Below are 17,387 nucleotides of genomic sequence, written 5' to 3' on the forward strand. Positions count from 1 at the left end.
TTGTTCAGTCTTCGGGTCAAAGCTTCATTACCAGCATGCCGGCCAACACCAGCCCGCAAGCTAGGAGTCTCGGCCCGCCAAAAGGTTCTTTCAGGTAGCGCATGCCCAGCAGCACCACCAGAATCACACTCAACTCGCGCAACGCCGCCGCTTCGGCCACCGACCCCAGGTGCATGGCCCACAGCACCAGCGCGTAACTGAGCAGTACACACAGCCCCACCGCCAGCCCCAGGCGCCACTGAAGGCGCCAGAACAAGATGAATGGCGCACGTCGGGCCACGCTGGCCAGCAACGGGAAGGGCCAGGCACTGAGCAAGGTCAGCCATACCAGGTAATCCCAAGGCTTGCCCCACAAGCGCACGGCCTGGCCGTCGAACCAGGTGTAGCAACCAATACACAGGCCAATCAGGACAACCACCGGCAGCATCGACCAGGGCAGCCGGTCACCGCCACCGCCCTGCCACAACAGGCAGGCCATGCCACAGGGGATCAGCAGGATGCCGATGATCTGCTGCTGGCTCAGCGATTCGCCGGCAAAGGCCAGGGTCAGCCCCAGCACCACCAACGGCGACAGCCCGCGCATCAGAGGATAGACCAGCCCCAGGTCGCCCACGCGGTAAGCCTGGATCAACAGGAAGCGGTACAACTGCTCGGCCAGCGCCGAAGCCAGCAGCCAGGGCCAGATGTTAGTCGGCGGTACCGCGGCGAAGGGCACCGCCAGCACCGCGAAAGCCAACGCCACCGTATCCATGCTGGCGATCACCAGCAGGCGCTCGCCGCTGAATTTGATCAGGGTATTCCACGTCGCATGCAGCAGGGCAGCGACCAACACCAGGGAAGTTGCCAGCACGCGAAATCGTCCTTGCCTTCGAGTCAGATTCGTTTGCAGCACTATACATTGGGTAAAAGGTACGACTAAGGAAAAAGACTACAAACTCTATGGAAGTTTCAATACGCCTTGCAAGCCGGGGCTTACCCCAAAACGCAATACACTCAGCGCTCGCTGTGCCGCATGGAAACGCGTGATACCTCAAGGCGGCCACCCAAACGGAAACACACTCGCTTACGAAACGCGATTGACGCTTCAGGCTTTGCAGGATTAGGATCGCCGTAACGCATGGGGTTACCCGTGCCTACCTTCCGAGGCCCGCGATGCGCAAGCATGCGGGCTTTCGTGTTTCTGGGCCAAGGACACCCAGAAATCATGACGCATTATGTGGCCTACCTCGACGAATTCGGCCATGTCGGGCAATACATCTCGCGCACTCATACCCAGTTCAAGACCAGTCCAGTGTTCGGGCTGGGTGGGGTGCTACTACCTGCAGAAGAAGTACGGGAGTTCGCCATCTTCTTCTATCAGCTGAAATGCCAGTTACTTGCCTGGGATATAAACCATGAAAACCCCAGAAGCCTCCCTCCCTATCAATGGGAAAAGAAGGGCTCAAAGTTATTCACGACACGTAACGTCACACAATATCGATCGTTGAGACAGGCAACGTTTCGCCTGCTCAACCACATCAGAAAGATTGGTGGGTATGTCATTTATGCGGGTGAACATAAGACCGGCCCGGCCAGGCAGCACGACGCGACCAAGACATTCAGACGCCAACTGCTGCATGCGGTGCGAACGATCGATCGTTACTGCACGCAGTCCCGCTCAACCTTCATGCTCCTGCTGGATGAGCAGCGTGCTGGCAACGAGTGGCGTGAGCAAAATGTAGAAGCCTGCACCCTGGCAATGTTCGAGGATCCCGCAGAAAAATGTCGGAGCCTGATAGAGCCGCCGCTGCAGGGCGAAAGCCACCTCTTCCAGACCCTGCAATGCGCAGACTGGATCTGCGGCCTTGTAGGTCGTTTGATGGCAATGGCTGTCTCGCCCGAGGAATATCCCGACTGGGAGCCTTTCGACAGGTACTTCTCGACACGAATCGCCGAGGTCGCCCTACCGGGCTCCGGCTTGCAGCACCAGCCCGTCGAGCCAGAAAGCCATGAGTGCTCGACAGCAAGAACCGAAGCATGATGAAACCCGATGGAAACCTCACAACAGAAACGCGGTCTACCTGCACAGTCAAATAGTGTGTCCCGAACCCCGCGCCAGGTCATCAAAGAACTGCCCGAGCCATTCGGGTTACGACTTGGAAGCCACTGTTACAGGATTCGGGATGCTTGAACTAGTTGCCGCGTTTATCTGCCTCACCACCCTCCTTACCTATGTAAATTACCGTTTCATCGGCCTGCCCCCAGCCATCGGTGTGATGGTCACGGCGCTGCTGTTTTCCCTGATGCTGCAGGGCTTGAGCCTTATCGGCTTCCCTGGCCTGGAAGCTCGCGTCGAAGGTCTGATGAACCAGATCGACTTCAATGACCTGCTGATGCACTGGATGCTGGCGTTTTTGCTGTTCGCCGGCGCCTTGCACGTGAACCTCTCCGACCTGCGCAGCTACCGCTGGCCCATCGGCCTGCTGGCCACCGTCGGCGTACTGATTGCCACCGTCGTCATCGGCTACCTGTCGCACTGGGTGTTCGCCCTGTTCGGCTGGCAAGTGCCGCTGATCTACTGCCTGCTGTTCGGTGCGCTGATCTCGCCCACCGACCCGATCGCCGTGCTTGGCGCGCTACGTACCGCCAACGCCTCCAAACCACTGAAAACCACCATCGTCGGCGAGTCGCTGTTCAATGACGGCACCGCGGTAGTGGTGTTTACCGTGTTGCTGGGCATCATCCAGTTGGGCGAGACGCCGAGCATGACCGACACGGCGCTCCTGTTCGCCCGCGAGGCCATCGGCGGGGTGCTGTTCGGCGGCCTGATCGGCTATGCCACCTACCGCATGATCAAGAGCGTCGAGCAATACCAGGTGGAAGTGATGCTGACCCTGGCGCTGGTCATCGGCGGCTCGGCAATGTGCTACGAACTGCACGTTTCGGCGCCGATCGCCATGGTGGTGGCCGGGCTGATAATCGGCAACCTGGGGCGCAACCTGGCGATGAACGACATGACCCGTCGCTACATGGACGGCTTCTGGGAGCTGATCGACGACATGCTCAACGCCTTGCTGTTCGCGTTGATCGGCCTGGAGCTGTTGCTGCTGCCTTTCAACTGGATGCACATGGTAGCCGGCGGCGTGCTGGCGCTGGCGGTGCTACTGTCGAGGTTGCTGACCGTGGCCCCGGCGATCGTGCTGCTGCGGCGCTGGCGCCCGGTGCCCAAGGGCACGGTACGGGTGCTGACCTGGGGTGGCTTGCGCGGTGGGGTGTCGGTTGCCCTGGCACTGTCGCTGCCACTGGGCGAAGAACGTGACCTGCTGCTGTCGATCACCTACATCGTGGTGCTGTCGTCGATCCTGGTGCAGGGGTTGAGCATCGGGCGGGTGGTGCGCAAAGTCAGCGCTCAGCCTTGAGAAATTGTGCCGGCCTCTTCGCGGGTAAACCCGCTCCCACAGGATCTGCGCTACCTTTCGGACGGTGAAAAACCTGTGGGAGCGGGTTTACCCGCGAAGAGGCCGGCACCGACAACCGAGATCTATTCGACTGCACTGTCCGGGAACTGGTCCTGAATGTACTTGATCTCGGTCCGTCCATGCGCCGCCGGCAACCCATCCTCGCCAAGGTTGACGAAGACCATCTTGTCGACCGTGAGGATGGCCTTGCGGGTGATCTTGTTGCGCACTTCGCACTTGAGGGTGATCGAGGTGCGGCCGAACTCGGTGGCAGTGATGCCCAGCTCGATGATGTCGCCCTGACGCGAGGCACTGACGAAGTTGATTTCCGATATGTACTTGGTCACCACACGCTGGTTGCCCAACTGGACGATGGCGTAGATCGCCGCCTCTTCGTCGATCCAGCGCAACAGGCTGCCACCGAACAAAGTGCCGTTTGGGTTGAGGTCTTCGGGTTTAACCCACTTGCGGGTATGAAAGTTCATCTGTACTCCTGACCTGCCTGGCTAACGTGTAGCAATGATGGCAGAGCGGCCGCTGTCGCTCCATTGAACATCGACTATCGTCGCGATTAATCGACAGAAAACCTTGGGCAAGCCGGCGGGCGCGGCTATAATCTCCGCCGCTTCACATGGCCGCCCTCAGCGGCGCCATGCCCGCCACCCGTCCGAGGGGCGCTGCAGCAGGCTAGGCCTGTCAGGCTCGGATGGGGCGTTGCTCGCTCTCGCGGGCGCTTAACGCACAACGGCGCCCATTCGCACACTACGAATGGAGGCTCTCATGAGCGCTGCAAACATGCCTGCTGGTTTTACCGATTACAAAGTCGCCGACATCTCCCTGGCCGCCTGGGGTCGTCGCGAAACCATCATCGCCGAATCGGAAATGCCTGCACTGATGGGCCTGCGTCGCAAGTACCTGGCCGAGCAACCGCTCAAGGGTGCGAAGATCCTGGGCTGCATCCACATGACCATCCAGACCGCCGTGCTGATCGAAACCCTGGTTGCCCTGGGCGCCGAAGTGCGCTGGTCGTCCTGCAACATCTTCTCCACCCAGGACCAGGCCGCCGCGTCCATCGCCGCCGCCGGTATCCCTGTGTTCGCCTGGAAAGGTGAAACCGAGCAAGAGTACGAGTGGTGCCTGGAGCAGACCATCCTCAAGGATGGCCAGCCATGGGACGCCAACATGGTCCTTGACGACGGTGGCGACCTGACCGAGCTGCTGCACAAGAAATACCCGCAAGTGCTGGAGCGCGTGCACGGTGTGACCGAAGAGACCACCACCGGCGTGCACCGCCTGCTGGACATGCTGGCCAAGGGCGAGCTGAAAGTCCCGGCGATCAACGTCAACGACTCGGTTACCAAGAGCAAGAACGACAACAAATACGGCTGCCGTCACAGCCTGAACGACGCCATCAAGCGTGGTACCGACCACCTGCTGTCGGGCAAGCAGGCCCTGGTGATCGGCTACGGTGACGTGGGCAAGGGCTCGGCCCAGTCCCTGCGCCAGGAAGGCATGATCGTCAAGGTCACCGAAGTCGACCCGATCTGCGCCATGCAGGCCTGCATGGACGGTTTCGAAGTGGTTTCGCCGTTCATCGACGGTATCAACAACGGTACCGAAGCCAGCATCGACAAGGCCCTGCTGGGCAAGATCGACCTGATCGTGACCACCACCGGTAACGTCAACGTCTGCGACGCCAACATGCTCAAGGCGCTGAAGAAGCGTGCCGTGGTGTGCAACATCGGCCACTTCGACAACGAGATCGACACCGCCTTCATGCGCAAGAACTGGGCCTGGGAAGAGGTCAAGCCGCAGGTGCACAAGATCCACCGCACCGGCGCTGGCAGCTTCGACCCGCAGAACGACGACTACCTGATCCTGCTGGCCGAAGGCCGCCTGGTCAACCTGGGTAACGCCACTGGCCACCCAAGCCGCATCATGGACGGTTCGTTCGCCAACCAGGTACTGGCGCAGATCTTCCTGTTCGAGCAGAAGTTCGCCGACCTGCCGGCCGAGAAGAAAGCCGAGCGCCTGACCGTCGAAGTACTGCCGAAGAAGCTCGACGAAGAAGTGGCACTGGAAATGGTGCGCGGCTTCGGTGGCGTGGTCACCCAGCTGACCAAGCAGCAGGCCGACTACATCGGTGTGACCGTCGAAGGCCCGTTCAAGCCACACGCATACCGCTACTAAGCGGCCAGCTTGAAGCTTCAAGCGGCAATCAAAGGCAGACCATGCCGTTGCCGCTTGCAGCTCAAGCATCACGGATCTTGAACGATGCCCAAGCCAGGCCGGCCATAACCGATCTGGCTTTTACTTGCAGCCTGCCGCTTGAAGCTTGCTGCCAGAGGAACGCCCGATGTCCCAGGAACGCCGTTACAGTTTCGAGTTCTTCCCGACCAAGACCGATGCCGGTCACGAAAAGCTGATGGGCGTCGCCCGCCAGCTGGCCGCCTACAACCCGGACTTCTTCTCCTGCACCTACGGTGCCGGTGGCTCGACCCGCGACCGCACGCTGAACACCGTGCTGCAGCTGGAAAGCGAAGTGAAGATACCTGCCGCGCCGCACCTGTCGTGCGTAGGCGACACCAAAGCCGAACTGCGTGCCCTGCTGGCCGAATACAAGGCTGCAGGCATCAAGCGCATCGTCGCCCTGCGTGGCGACCTGCCATCGGGTATGGGCATGGCCAGTGGCGAACTGCGCTACGCCAGCGACCTGGTCGAATTCATTCGCCAGGAAACTGCCGATCACTTCCACCTGGAAGTGGCCGCCTACCCGGAGATGCACCCCCAGGCCCGCAACTTCGAGGCTGACCTGGCCAACTTCGTGCACAAGGTCAAGGCCGGTGCCGACAGCGCCATCACCCAGTACTTCTTCAACGCCGACAGCTACTTCTACTTCGTCGAGCGCGCGCAGAAGCTGGGCGTGGACATCCCGGTGGTACCCGGCATCATGCCGATCACCAACTACAGCAAGCTGGCGCGCTTCTCCGATGCCTGTGGCGCCGAGATTCCTCGCTGGATCCGCAAACAGCTGGAAGCCTATGCCGACGACACCGCCAGCATCCAGGCATTCGGCGAGGAAGTGATCACCCGCATGTGCGAACAGCTGCTGCAAGGCGGCGCACCGGGCCTGCACTTTTACACCTTGAACCAGGCCGAGCCGAGCCTGGCGATCTGGAACAATCTGCAGCTGCCGCGCTGAAATTTTTTGCAAAATCTGTTTAAGATTTGATTAAGGCTTTGGTCATAGACTAAAGCCTTATTCATTTTCCGGTTAAACAGGTCTTGCCTGCCATGCAGCCCCCTCAGCCATTGCGTCCCCAGCTCGTCTACCTGGCTTTTGGCCCGGCAACCTACCATCAGGAAGCCTGCTTCAGCATCATCAGCGCCCTCGCCCATCTGGGCACGGGCGAAGCCATGGACATTCAGGTTTACACCGACAACCCGCAGCCCTATGCCGGTCTGCCGGTCACCGTGCACCTGTTGGACGAAGCCACACGCCAGGCATGGAACGCGCCTCACGGTTATCACTTTCGCAGCAAGCATGTGCTGTTGCGCCAGGTGCTGCAGCAACACCCGCTGGCAGTGCTGATCGACACCGACACCTTCTTCCGCAAGTCGCCGCTGGAGCTGTTCGCTCGGGTAGCCCCTGGCCGCCTGCTGTGCAATGCCATCGGTGCGCGCTACGGCAGCAACCAGAAGTGCCTGCTGTACAAGAACCTGCTGGCCATCCTCGAGTCCAGAGGCCTGGCTGATTGCCAGATGCCACTGGTCAATTCGGGGGTGATCGGCCTCACCGTCGAAGACGCCGGAACCCTGGACCGCTCCATCGCCATGATGGACGAGTTCCACCCCCTGGCTCGCGAGGCCTATACCCTCGAGGAGTTCTGCCTGGCGGTGGCGGCCTACCGCACGCTGGAATTGGCCGAATGCACAGATGTCATCCACCACTACTGGAGCCGCAAGGCGCAGTTCCGCGCCAAGATTCAGGCCTGGCTGCGCAAGCACGGCCACGACCCGCTGAGCCAGGCGGCGCTGGCCGACGTATCCCTGGTCAATGACCAGCTGCCACGGCCGCCGGCCCTGCAACGCCTGGGTTACAAGGCACTGAGCATGACCCTGCCCAGCCACGAGCGCCAGTTCGCCCGCGAGCTGCTTTATGGCTGCTACCCCTACCCCAATGAGTTCGACCGCGCCTGCGCGCCGGCCTGGTGGGACAAGGCCCTGGAAAACCTCAACGCCCGCCATGGCCACGTGGAGCCCGAGCAACTGCGCCAGTGCCTGCGCCACCCGGGGTTGCGCCTGTCGCTGGGCGAGCGGCGCAAGGATATCGAGGCGCACCTGCTGAGGTCATCCCACACTTGAGTGAACCTGTGCCGGCTTCTTCGCGGGTAAAACCGCACAAGTACATCGCGAGCCTGCAAGCCAGCAGAGATCCTGTGGGAGCGGGTTTACCCGCGAAGAGGCCGGCACAGGAGAACATCATCCTCACTGGCCTTGAACAGGCCGAGCGCGTAATCTCCGGGCATGCCACACATCGCCCGACTGTTCTGGATCCTGTTGCTCGCCTGCCTGAGCCCGCTGGCCCTGGGCGAGCGCCTGCGCCTGGTGACCGACGACTGGGCACCTTATGCGTACCAGCACGACGGCCAACCGCGCGGCATCGACTACGAAGTCACCACACGGGTGTTCGAACGCCTTGGCGTCGAGGTGGAGTGGGAGTTCCTGCCGTGGAAGCGCTGCCTGGCAATGATCGAGCAGGGCTTGGCCGACGGCATCATGGATATCTTCCAGAACGAGTCGCGCCAGCACTACCTGGTGTACGCCCCCGAGCCCATGTCGGAAGTAGAGTTCGTCCTGTTCCAGGCCCGCACTCGACGCCATGCCGTCAAGACTCTCGATGACCTTGCCGGCCTCACCGTCGGCACCTCACCCGGCTACGCCTACGGTGCCGCTTTCAACGAGGCTGTACATTTCCGGCGCGAAGCTGCACCTACCCATGAAGCCAACTTCGGCAAGCTGATGCTGGGCCGCATCGACCTGGCAATCACCGACCGCAAGGTCGGCCATTACCAGCTGCGGCATCTGGGCCTCCAACAGCAGGTCGAGGAGCTGCCCCTGGTGATCAGCCGCCAGGCCCAGTACCTGGGGCTGGCGCGCAAGCCGGGGCGGGAAGCACTGGCCCAGGCCTTCGCCGTGGAACTACGGCGCTTCAAGCTGGAACCGGCCTATGCAGCAATCAACAACCGCTACACAGGCGACATCGGAAACATTCTCAACGCCGTTGAGCAGCAGGAAAGCAGCACAGCGCGATAGCTCTGTTATACTCGGGCCTTCCCGCCCGGCTCACGCCCGGACGCTCGGCCTCGCAACAGGCATCCCGATCGGCATCGACGCACTTTCGCGTCCACCCTCTGCTACCCGGATGTGCAGTGAAAGCCCAGCTGGACCGGACGCGATCGCATCCCACCGATGCCCGTCGCGCCAGGCAGAACATCCCAAACGGGCCCAGCCCACACGAGAACAGGATTGCCCATGTCCTTTGCTTCCCTCGGTCTCTCCGAGGCTCTTGTCCGCGCTATCGAGGCTGCGGGCTATACCCAGCCGACCCCCGTGCAACAGCGGGCGATTCCCGCCGTGTTGCAAGGCCGCGACCTGATGGTCGCCGCACAGACAGGTACTGGTAAAACCGGCGGTTTCGCCCTGCCGATCCTCGAGCGCCTGTTCCCGGCCGGCCACCCCGACAAGTCGCAGCGCCATGGCCCGCGCCAACCTCGCGTGCTGGTCCTGACCCCGACCCGCGAACTGGCAGCCCAGGTGCATGACAGCTTCAAGGTCTATGCCCGTGACCTGCCACTGGTCAGCGCCTGCATTTTCGGCGGCGTCGGCATGAACCCGCAGATCCAGGCCATTGCCAAGGGTGTGGACGTGCTGGTCGCCTGCCCTGGCCGCCTGCTCGACCTGGCCGGCCAAGGCAAGGTTGACCTGGCCCACGTGGAAATCCTGGTGCTGGACGAAGCCGACCGCATGCTCGACATGGGCTTCATCCATGACGTCAAGAAGGTCCTCGCTCGCCTGCCGGCCAAGCGCCAGAACCTGTTGTTCTCGGCCACGTTCTCCAAGGACATCACCGACCTCGCCGACAAGCTCCTGCACAACCCGGAGCGTATCGAGGTCACCCCGCCGAACACTACCGTCGAGCGTATCGAGCAGCGCGTCTACCGCCTGCCCGCCAGCCACAAGCGCGCGCTGCTGGCGCACCTGATCACCCAGGGTGCCTGGGAACAGGTACTGGTGTTCACCCGCACCAAGCACGGCGCCAACCGCCTGGCCGAGTACCTGGAAAAGCACGGCCTGACCGCCGCCGCAATTCATGGGAACAAGAGCCAGAACGCCCGCACCAAGGCCCTGGCCGACTTCAAGGCCAACAGCGTGCGCGTACTGGTCGCCACCGACATCGCCGCCCGTGGCCTGGACATCGACCAGTTGCCGCACGTGGTCAACTTCGAGCTGCCGAACGTAGAGGAAGACTACGTCCACCGTATCGGCCGTACCGGCCGTGCCGGGCGTTCGGGCGAGGCCATTTCCATGGTCGCGCCGGATGAAGAGAAACTGCTCAAGAGCATCGAGCGGGTAACCAAGCAGAAGATTCCTGACGGCGACCTGATGGGTTTCGACGCCAGCCAGGTTGAAGCAGAAAAGCCCGAAGTACGCGAACGCCAGCAGAACAATGGCCGTGGTGGCCGTAACCAGCAGGCCCGCGGCGACGGCGGCAAAGACGCCAACGGCGGCCGCAAGGACAAGGGCAAGGATAAAGGCAAGGCCAAGCAACAGGCTGCGGACAAGCCGGCCGACAAGGAAAAGAGCGGCGACAAGCAACAGCAGCAACGCAAGCCGCGTGACAAGAAGCCACGCCAGCAGCAACAGCAGGCCAGCAACAGCAGTGCGCCGAAAGTGCCTGTCGACCGTGATCCGGAAGAGTTCCTGGACGACGATATCGACAACTTCGGCAACCGTGCCGACTATGTCAGCCCGTACCAGGGCAAGAACCAGGGCCGCAATCGCCGCCCGGGTGCCAATGCCGGCCAAGGTCAGGGCCAGGGTAATGGCCGCAGCAACACCGGTGGCCAAGGTCGCAACAGCGGCCAGCAGCGCAACGGCGGTGGCGGCGAGAAACGTCCAGCCCGCGCTAACAACGGTGGCGGTGCCCGTCGTGATGGGGGTGGCCGTGGCCGCCCGGCCCGTGACGATGCTGCCCGGCAAGAGCCGGCCGTGCGCAACCCGCGCCAGCCGGAAAAACAGCCAGTGATCATCCGCAAGGAATCCAAGCTCGACCGTTACCCGACGCCTGAGCAGCTGGATGACCTGCCGAGCCGCCCGCGCGGTGAGCGCCCGGCGCTGCTGACCCGCAAGGGCTGACAGAAGCACCGAGGGGGCTGCTTCGCAGCCCTATCGCGACACAAGGCCGCTCCTACAGGGTTACGTAAATCCCTGTAGGAGCGGCCTTGTGTCGCGATAGGGCCGCAAAGCGGCCCCCTCAGTTTTCAGCAGGTAAGAATCACTTCTGCTTCACACCTTCAACACTGATATCCAGGTCCAGGGTCTGCGAGGTAGCGCCCGGGCCCTTGATGCCGAAGTCGTTCAGGTTCAGCGTGGTGGTAGCGTTGAAACCAGCGCGCTCGCCGCCCCATGGGTCCTTGCCTTCACCGTTGAAAGTGGCCTTGAAGGTGACCGGCTTGGTCACACCGTGCATGGTCAGGTCGCCAGTCACGTCAGCAGTCTTGTCGCCAGTCGGCTTGACGCTGGTGGAGACGAACTTGGCTTCGGGGTACTTCTTCACGTCGAGGAAGTCGGCGCTGGCAATGTGCTTGTCACGCTCGGCGTGGTTCGACCACAGGCTGGCGGTTTTCAGGTCGACGTTGATCTTGCTGGCTTCAGGCTTTGCACTGTCCCAGGTGAAGTTGCCGTCGAAGTCCTTGAAGGTACCGTGAATGAAGCTGTAGCCCAGGTGGCTGATCTTCCAGTCAACGAACGCGTGCTGGCCTTCCTTGTCGATCTTGTACTCGGCAGCCATGGCCTGGCCGGCGGAGAGCAGAGCGGTACCGAGCGCCAGAGCGGCAAAAGTCTTTTTCAACATCCTTACTTCCTTCCTTTGCAATTGAGGTTGAGAGTCAAGCTTTGCGGCCCAGCATGCGGGTCAGGGTCGCGTCACGGTCGATGAAATGGTGCTTGAGCGCTGCCAAGCCATGCAGCACGGCAAAAATCACCAAGCCCCAGGCCAGCCAGAGATGGATCACGCCTGCCAGGTCTGCCTGGTCGGGCAGGTCGCTGACCAGTGCAGGCACTTCGAACAGGCCAAACACCGGAATGCCAACACCATCGGCGGTAGAAATCAGGTAACCGGCAATCATTACCGCGAACAGCCCCAGGTACAGGGCCAGGTGGCCCAACTTGGCTGCCAGGCGGGTAAGTGCGCCGTGGTTGGCCGGTGCCGGTGGTGGCGGGCTGATGAAGCGCCAGACCACCCGCAGCAGCATCACCGCCAGCAGCACCAGGCCGATGCTCTTGTGCAGGTCCGGGCCGGCCTTGCGCCAAGGGCTGTAGTAGTCGAGGCCGACCATCCACAGGCCCAGGCCGAACAGGCCGAAGACTGCCAGAGCCACGCCCCAGTGCAAGACGATGCTGACCACGCCGTAGCGAGAAGGTGAATTGCGCAGTTGCATGTTGACGTGTTTCCCCGTGAAAGCTGTGCACAGACTAACGCGTAACGCATCGAATAAAAGCGTAAAAAACTGCTTTGGATTATCGATAAATACGATATGTATTCTGTAAGCTTCCCATTAAGGAAACATTAACGATAGTTGGGTAATCAGCGGTTGCCAGTGCCGGCCCTGTGGGAGCGGGTTTACCCGCGAAAGGGCCGGCACTGTCAATAAATCAACCGGCCTTGGCTTGGGTATTGGCTACAGCTTTCTTGGCCGGTTCGGACTTGGCAGTCGCTTTCTTGGTCTCGGCAGGCTTGTGGGTCGGTTTGTGCGCCGGTGCATGCTTGCCAGATGCAGCCTTGGTCGCAGCAGGCTTGGCCGCTGCTTCCTTGACCACAGGCGCTGGCGCAACCGGGGCCGGCGCGGCTTGCGGTGTTGGCGCAGGTGCCGGCGCCACTTCCTCGGCCTTGGCAATCGGCTCGGCCTTCACCTCAGGCTTGTCCGCCCCGCCAAACAGGCGCTTGAAGAAGCCCGGCTTATCCTGCTTGGCCTCATCGACCGGCTTCGGCTCGGCCTTGACCGGGGCCTTGTCAGCCTTGTCGCCCTTGTCGGAAGAACCACCGAACATGTTGGAGAAGAACCCGCCCTTGCTCTCCTTGGCCGCCACGGCGCCTGCAGCTGCTGCCGCCGCCACTGGTGCCGCCTTGGCCGGGTCGAACGACTTGCCGGCCAGCAGGTCCTGCACCTGGCTGGCCGCGCGCTGGCCACTGCGCAGGGCGCCTTCCAGGGTGCCTGGGTAGAGGGCGTCGGTATGCTCACCGGCAAAGGTGATGCGCTGCACCGGGCGCTCCCACAGGCGCCAGTACTTGCTGATCTGACCCGGGCCATAGGCCAGGTAGGCGCCGCCGGTACCGGCGTCGGTGCTGTAGCGCTTGACCTCGTAACCGGTGAACGAGCCACGGGCCTGTGGGTAGAACGCATGCAGGCGGATCAGCACCTGATCGACCATCTGCTTGTCGCCGAACGCCTGCAGCAGGCGGGCGTTGTCGCCCGACAGGTTGATCACCACGTTGGCGCCACCCTTGAGCGCGGGTTCGATCCACAGCATGCCCAAACCTGCGTTACTGAAGATTTCGCCCGACATGCGCGCCCGGCTTTCCCACACCGGCTTTTTGAACTTGAGCATCAGCTGGTCGCGCCAGCCATAGTTGGTACCCTTCAACGCCGCCAGGTGCTGGCTGTCCAGGCCCGGAGTCATCTGGATCTTGGCCAGGGCGCGCAGGGGCACGGCCATGACCAGGTAATCCGCCTGGTAGCCGACGCTGCCGACCTTGACCGTGACACCGTCCTTGTCCTGGACGATGGAGGTCACGGGTGAACTGGTCTTGATGGTCTTCAGTTGCTTGACGAACGCTTGGGCCAGTACCGGGCTGCCACCGGGCAGGCGCGCGGCACGCAGGTCACGGTCGCTGACGCCGCGATACACGCGGTTCTGCTGGGCAAAATACAACAGCGACAGGCGCGATGGCTCATCGTAGCGGGTACGGATCTGCTGGTTGACCAGCTGGCGGGCGGTGGTCGGCAGCTGCAGCTTGTCCAGCCAGGTGGAGACGTTGATCTGGTCGAGGGCGAACAGCGTGCTGTTGGCTTGCGGGTTCAGCGGGTCTTCGATCGAACGGGCCAAATCATCGAGGGTTTTCTCGTAACGCTTGAGCGCCTCGGCGGTGGCCGGCTGCTTGGTAGCCAGGTCGGTGGCACTGAAATACTCGCCGTCAATCAGGTAACCGGGGGTACGCACGAACTCCGGTGCCGGCAGTGTTTCAAGTTTGAAACGGTCGAGGTACTGATTGAGCACCGGCTGCGCCTTGGCGTTGCCGATCCACTCACTGGTAGCCAGGCCAGAGCGCCCGCCCATGCCCGGCTTGGCTTCCAGCAGCGTTACCTGCCAGCCTTTGTTCTGCAGCTCGTAGGCGGCCGTCAGGCCCGCCAGGCCGCCACCCACGACGATCGCCGAAGGTGTCTTGTCCTTTGCCAGCGCGGCGCCGCTGGACACACCAATCAATACCAACGCGCACAGGCGCACCCAAGCAGCAGCCATGTCGGCGAACTCCGAGTCAGGGGGTTACAGAAACGTGGAGAGGCAGAAATGCCCCGGGAGAGATGCGTTAAGAATACGTCAGGTCTACCGACCCTGCCAGCGCAGTGACATCAAGTCCTTTTCGCCACTGACATTTTTGCCTACAGCGTTTCCACGCGGTAGCAAGCGTAGCTGGCAACCCGATGAACAGCGGCGGTTGTCCTGCCCTGCGGCATTGCTTAGGCTTACGCGGTCGAACCAAGCCGCAAAGCCAGGAGAAGTGCCCATGGGCCTCAATGATCAGTGGATGCAACGCGACCTCAAGGTCCTGTGGCACCCCTGCACCCAGATGAAAGACCACGAGCAGCTGCCGCTGATCCCGATCAGGCGCGGCGAGGGCGTGTGGCTGGAAGACTTCGAAGGCAAGCGCTACCTGGATGCGGTGAGCAGCTGGTGGGTCAACGTGTTTGGCCACGCCAACCCGCGTATCAACCAGCGCATCAAGGACCAGGTCGACCAGCTGGAGCACGTGATCCTGGCCGGTTTCAGCCACCAGCCGGTGATCGAGCTGTCCGAGCGTCTTGTAGCCATGACCCCGGCCGGCCTCGACCGGGTGTTCTATGCCGACAACGGTTCGTCGTGTATCGAAGTGGCGCTGAAGATGAGCTTCCACTACTGGCAGAACGTCGGCAAGCCGGGCAAGAAGCGCTTCGTCACCCTGACCAACAGCTACCACGGCGAAACCATCGCCGCCATGTCGGTCGGCGATGTGCCGCTGTTCACCGAAACCTACAAGGCGCTGCTGCTCGACACCCTCAAGGTGCCCAGCCCCGACTGCTACCTGCGCCCCGAAGGCACGAGCTGGGAAGAGCACTCGCGCACCATGTTCCAGGCCATGGAACAGACCCTGGCCGAGCACCACGCCTCGATCAGCGCGGTGATCATCGAACCGCTGATCCAGGGTGCCGGCGGCATGCGCATGTACCACCCGGTGTACCTCAAGCTGCTGCGCGAGGCCTGCGACCGCTACGACGTGCACCTGATCCACGACGAGATCGCCGTGGGCTTCGGCCGCACCGGCACCATGTTCGCCTGTGAACAGGCCGGCATCCGCCCGGACTTCCTGTGCCTGTCCAAGGCCCTGACTGGCGGTTACCTGCCGCTGGCCGCCTGCCTGACCACCGACAAGGTGTACCAGGCGTTTTACGACGACTACCCGACCCTGCGCGCGTTCCTCCACTCGCACAGCTACACCGGCAACCCGCTGGCCTGCGCCGCGGCGCTGGCGACCCTGGACATCTTCGAGCAGGACAACGTGATCGAGGCCAACAAGGCTCTGGCAACACGCATGGCCAGCGCCACCGCGCACCTGGCCGACCACACGCATGTGGCCGAGATTCGCCAGACCGGCATGGCCCTGGCCATCGAAATGGTCCAGGACAAGGCCGGCAAGGTCGCCTACCCGTGGCAAGAGCGTCGTGGCCTGAAAGTGTTCGAGCATGCCCTGACGCGTGGCGCCCTGCTGCGCCCGCTGGGCAGCGTGGTGTACTTCCTGCCGCCGTATGTGATTACGCCAGATCAGATCGACTTCCTGGCAGAAGTGGCCAGCGAAGGCATCGACATTGCCACCCGCGATAGCGTCAGCGTGGCCGTACCGGCCAACTTCCACCCCGACTTCCGCGACCCGGGCTAAGCCCGGAAGCCCGCCGCGTACTCTGTGGGAGCGGGTTCACCCGCGAATGCAATAGTGGAGTTACCGCCGCATTCGCGGGTGAACCCGCTCCCACAGGGACCACCTTCTCCCTTTAGCTTGAGCTCAACCATGAGACTGTCCCGCTTTTTCATCGACGCCCCCCTGAGCCTTGGCGAGCATGACTTGCCCGAAGCCCAGGCCCACTACATCGGCCGCGTACTACGCATGGCCCCCGGCGACGCCGTGCAGCTGTTCGACGGCAGTGGCCAGGAATACCGCGGCCAGTTGCTCGAAGTGGGCAAGAAAACCGTGCGCGTCAGCCTCGACCAGGCCCTCGCCGGCCAGGCCGATTCACCACTGCACGTGCACCTCGGCCAAGGCCTGTCCCGTGGCGAGCGCATGGACTGGGCGATCCAGAAAGCCACCGAGCTGGGCGCCAACGAAATCACCCCCATCGTCAGCGAACGCTGCGAAGTGCGGCTGAAGGATGAACGCGCCGACAAGCGCCTGGCCCACTGGCGTCAGGTGGCGATCAGCGCCTGCGAACAATGCGGCCGCTCGACCTTGCCGGTCATCCACCCGCCAGTGACACTGGCCGAGTGGCTGAACAGTGCCAACGCCGACCTGAAACTGGTCCTGCACCCGGTGGCCGAACCGCTCACCAGCCATCCCAAGCCGGCCACCCTGGCCTTTCTGATCGGCCCCGAAGGCGGCCTGAGCGAAGCGGAGGTCGAGCAGGCCAAGGCTGCCGGTTTCCACGCCGCACGCCTCGGCCCACGCGTGCTGCGCACCGAAACCGCACCGGTGGTTGCACTGTCGGTGGCACAGCAACTGTGGGGCGACTTTTAACTATCGCACGTAGAACGACACCGCCACGAAGTGCATGAGGCTACCGGCGATCACGAACAGGTGCCAGATGCCATGCCAGTGGCGGAAGCGGCTGTCGAAGGCGAAGAAGATGATGCCGACGGTGTAGAACACCCCGCCGGCAGCCAGCCAGGCAAAGCCGGCGCTGCCGAGCGAGTGCAGCAATGGCTTGACAGCCACCAGCACGATCCAGCCCATCACCGCATAGATGATGATCGACAGGATGCGCGCTTCGGAACGTGGCTTGATCTCCTGCAACATGCCGATCACCGCCAGCCCCCAGACAACCCCGAACAGGCTCCAGCCCCAGGGCCCGCGCAGGCTGACCAGGCAGAACGGCGTGTAGCTGCCGGCGATCAGCAGGTATATCGACAGGTGATCGAGCTTGCGCATGATCACCTTCGCCCGCCCGCGAGTGCTGTGGTACAGGGTAGAAATGCTGTACAGCAACAGCAATGTGCTGCCGTAGATGGAGAAACTGACGATCTTCCACGGGTCACCCTGCAGGCCCGCGACCACGATCAGCCAGATGGCACCGATACAGGCCAGGACGGCACCGACCAGGTGGGTCCAGGCGTTGAAGCGTTCACCGTAGTACATGCAAACAC

The 17,387-nt window shown here is 62.4% G+C and carries 15 protein-coding genes and 1 riboswitch; of the genes, 9 read left to right on the plus strand and 6 right to left on the minus strand.

Features of this window, described 5'->3' with window-relative positions:
* Positions 1 to 16 precede the first annotated feature (16 nt).
* Positions 17 to 850 (minus strand): EamA family transporter, encoded by an 834-nt coding sequence (locus tag RR51_RS02025; protein WP_015272066.1) that lies wholly within the window; start codon positions 848 to 850, stop codon positions 17 to 19.
* 354 nt (positions 851 to 1,204) lie between these two features.
* Between RR51_RS02025 and RR51_RS02030 the strand changes: the two genes are divergently transcribed.
* Together RR51_RS02030 and RR51_RS02035 are read left to right on the plus strand one after the other, a co-directional pair.
* Complete coding sequence (locus tag RR51_RS02030) at positions 1,205 to 2,020, plus strand: DUF3800 domain-containing protein (RefSeq protein ID WP_015272067.1); 816 nt, start codon at positions 1,205 to 1,207, stop codon at positions 2,018 to 2,020.
* A 142-nt stretch (positions 2,021 to 2,162) separates the two neighbouring features.
* The gene (locus RR51_RS02035) at positions 2,163 to 3,398 is read left to right on the plus strand and encodes a cation:proton antiporter (protein ID WP_003257756.1); all 1,236 of its coding nucleotides are present in this window, start codon (positions 2,163 to 2,165) and stop codon (positions 3,396 to 3,398) included.
* Positions 3,399 to 3,520: 122 nt separating this feature from the next.
* Here RR51_RS02035 and RR51_RS02040 read toward each other — a convergent pair whose 3' ends face one another.
* A complete protein-coding gene (locus tag RR51_RS02040) occupies positions 3,521 to 3,922 on the minus strand; it encodes an acyl-CoA thioesterase (RefSeq protein WP_003257757.1) in 402 nt (133 codons plus the stop codon).
* 178 nt (positions 3,923 to 4,100) lie between these two features.
* Positions 4,101 to 4,197, plus strand: a riboswitch (S-adenosyl-L-homocysteine riboswitch).
* 20 nt (positions 4,198 to 4,217) lie between these two features.
* Here RR51_RS02040 and ahcY point away from each other — a divergent pair.
* From ahcY to RR51_RS02065, 5 genes are all read left to right on the plus strand, one after another.
* Complete coding sequence (gene ahcY / locus RR51_RS02045; protein ID WP_015272069.1) at positions 4,218 to 5,627, plus strand: adenosylhomocysteinase; 1,410 nt, start codon at positions 4,218 to 4,220, stop codon at positions 5,625 to 5,627.
* A gap of 166 nt (positions 5,628 to 5,793) precedes the next feature.
* On the plus strand, positions 5,794 to 6,639 hold the full coding sequence (gene metF, locus RR51_RS02050; RefSeq protein ID WP_039612479.1) for a methylenetetrahydrofolate reductase [NAD(P)H]: 846 nt from the start codon (positions 5,794 to 5,796) through the stop codon (positions 6,637 to 6,639).
* A gap of 92 nt (positions 6,640 to 6,731) precedes the next feature.
* Complete coding sequence (locus RR51_RS02055) at positions 6,732 to 7,802, plus strand: hypothetical protein (protein WP_039612480.1); 1,071 nt, start codon at positions 6,732 to 6,734, stop codon at positions 7,800 to 7,802.
* Positions 7,803 to 7,964: 162 nt separating this feature from the next.
* Entirely contained in the window at positions 7,965 to 8,753 is a 789-nt protein-coding gene (locus RR51_RS02060; protein ID WP_039612481.1) for a substrate-binding periplasmic protein, read from the plus strand.
* A 219-nt stretch (positions 8,754 to 8,972) separates the two neighbouring features.
* The gene (locus RR51_RS02065; RefSeq protein WP_039612482.1) at positions 8,973 to 10,856 is read left to right on the plus strand and encodes a DEAD/DEAH box helicase; all 1,884 of its coding nucleotides are present in this window, start codon (positions 8,973 to 8,975) and stop codon (positions 10,854 to 10,856) included.
* Positions 10,857 to 10,995: 139 nt separating this feature from the next.
* Here the strand turns inward: RR51_RS02065 and RR51_RS02070 are convergent, their stop codons facing one another.
* The 3 genes from RR51_RS02070 to RR51_RS02080 all read right to left on the minus strand — a co-directional run bounded on the left by RR51_RS02070 (position 10,996) and on the right by RR51_RS02080 (position 14,240).
* On the minus strand, positions 10,996 to 11,574 hold the full coding sequence (locus tag RR51_RS02070) for a YceI family protein (protein ID WP_013974517.1): 579 nt from the start codon (positions 11,572 to 11,574) through the stop codon (positions 10,996 to 10,998).
* A 34-nt stretch (positions 11,575 to 11,608) separates the two neighbouring features.
* Entirely contained in the window at positions 11,609 to 12,160 is a 552-nt protein-coding gene (locus RR51_RS02075) for a cytochrome b (RefSeq protein WP_039612483.1), read from the minus strand.
* A 214-nt stretch (positions 12,161 to 12,374) separates the two neighbouring features.
* A complete protein-coding gene (locus RR51_RS02080; RefSeq protein ID WP_039612484.1) occupies positions 12,375 to 14,240 on the minus strand; it encodes a flavin monoamine oxidase family protein in 1,866 nt (621 codons plus the stop codon).
* A gap of 265 nt (positions 14,241 to 14,505) precedes the next feature.
* On the opposite strand from RR51_RS02080, the gene RR51_RS02085 reads away from it, so the two are divergent.
* Together RR51_RS02085 and RR51_RS02090 are read left to right on the plus strand one after the other, a co-directional pair.
* Positions 14,506 to 15,912, plus strand: coding sequence for an adenosylmethionine--8-amino-7-oxononanoate transaminase (locus RR51_RS02085; protein WP_039612485.1), 1,407 nt, complete (start codon positions 14,506 to 14,508; stop codon positions 15,910 to 15,912).
* A gap of 129 nt (positions 15,913 to 16,041) precedes the next feature.
* Positions 16,042 to 16,761 (plus strand): 16S rRNA (uracil(1498)-N(3))-methyltransferase, encoded by a 720-nt coding sequence (locus tag RR51_RS02090; RefSeq protein ID WP_039612486.1) that lies wholly within the window; start codon positions 16,042 to 16,044, stop codon positions 16,759 to 16,761.
* Here RR51_RS02090 and trhA read toward each other — a convergent pair whose 3' ends face one another.
* Complete coding sequence (trhA, locus tag RR51_RS02095) at positions 16,762 to 17,379, minus strand: PAQR family membrane homeostasis protein TrhA (RefSeq protein WP_013974522.1); 618 nt, start codon at positions 17,377 to 17,379, stop codon at positions 16,762 to 16,764. It lies immediately after the preceding gene.
* Between the last annotated feature and the right edge of the window lie 8 nt (positions 17,380 to 17,387).

The sequence above is a fragment of the Pseudomonas sp. C5pp genome, from assembly GCF_000814065.1.
GTDB lineage: Bacteria > Pseudomonadota > Gammaproteobacteria > Pseudomonadales > Pseudomonadaceae > Aquipseudomonas > Aquipseudomonas asiatica.

Coding starts and splice junctions, on each gene's coding strand:
- metF (WP_039612479.1), top strand. CDS start 5,794: ATGTCCCAGGAACGCCGTTACAGTTTCGAGTTCTTCCCGACCAAGACC.
- RR51_RS02090 (WP_039612486.1), top strand. CDS start 16,042: ATGAGACTGTCCCGCTTTTTCATCGACGCCCCCCTGAGCCTTGGCGAG.
- RR51_RS02070 (WP_013974517.1), bottom strand. CDS start 11,574: ATGTTGAAAAAGACTTTTGCCGCTCTGGCGCTCGGTACCGCTCTGCTC.
- RR51_RS02080 (WP_039612484.1), bottom strand. CDS start 14,240: ATGGCTGCTGCTTGGGTGCGCCTGTGCGCGTTGGTATTGATTGGTGTG.
- RR51_RS02060 (WP_039612481.1), top strand. CDS start 7,965: ATGCCACACATCGCCCGACTGTTCTGGATCCTGTTGCTCGCCTGCCTG.
- RR51_RS02035 (WP_003257756.1), top strand. CDS start 2,163: ATGCTTGAACTAGTTGCCGCGTTTATCTGCCTCACCACCCTCCTTACC.
- RR51_RS02075 (WP_039612483.1), bottom strand. CDS start 12,160: ATGCAACTGCGCAATTCACCTTCTCGCTACGGCGTGGTCAGCATCGTC.
- trhA (WP_013974522.1), bottom strand. CDS start 17,379: ATGTACTACGGTGAACGCTTCAACGCCTGGACCCACCTGGTCGGTGCC.
- ahcY (WP_015272069.1), top strand. CDS start 4,218: ATGAGCGCTGCAAACATGCCTGCTGGTTTTACCGATTACAAAGTCGCC.
- RR51_RS02065 (WP_039612482.1), top strand. CDS start 8,973: ATGTCCTTTGCTTCCCTCGGTCTCTCCGAGGCTCTTGTCCGCGCTATC.
- RR51_RS02030 (WP_015272067.1), top strand. CDS start 1,205: ATGACGCATTATGTGGCCTACCTCGACGAATTCGGCCATGTCGGGCAA.
- RR51_RS02055 (WP_039612480.1), top strand. CDS start 6,732: ATGCAGCCCCCTCAGCCATTGCGTCCCCAGCTCGTCTACCTGGCTTTT.
- RR51_RS02085 (WP_039612485.1), top strand. CDS start 14,506: ATGGGCCTCAATGATCAGTGGATGCAACGCGACCTCAAGGTCCTGTGG.
- RR51_RS02040 (WP_003257757.1), bottom strand. CDS start 3,922: ATGAACTTTCATACCCGCAAGTGGGTTAAACCCGAAGACCTCAACCCA.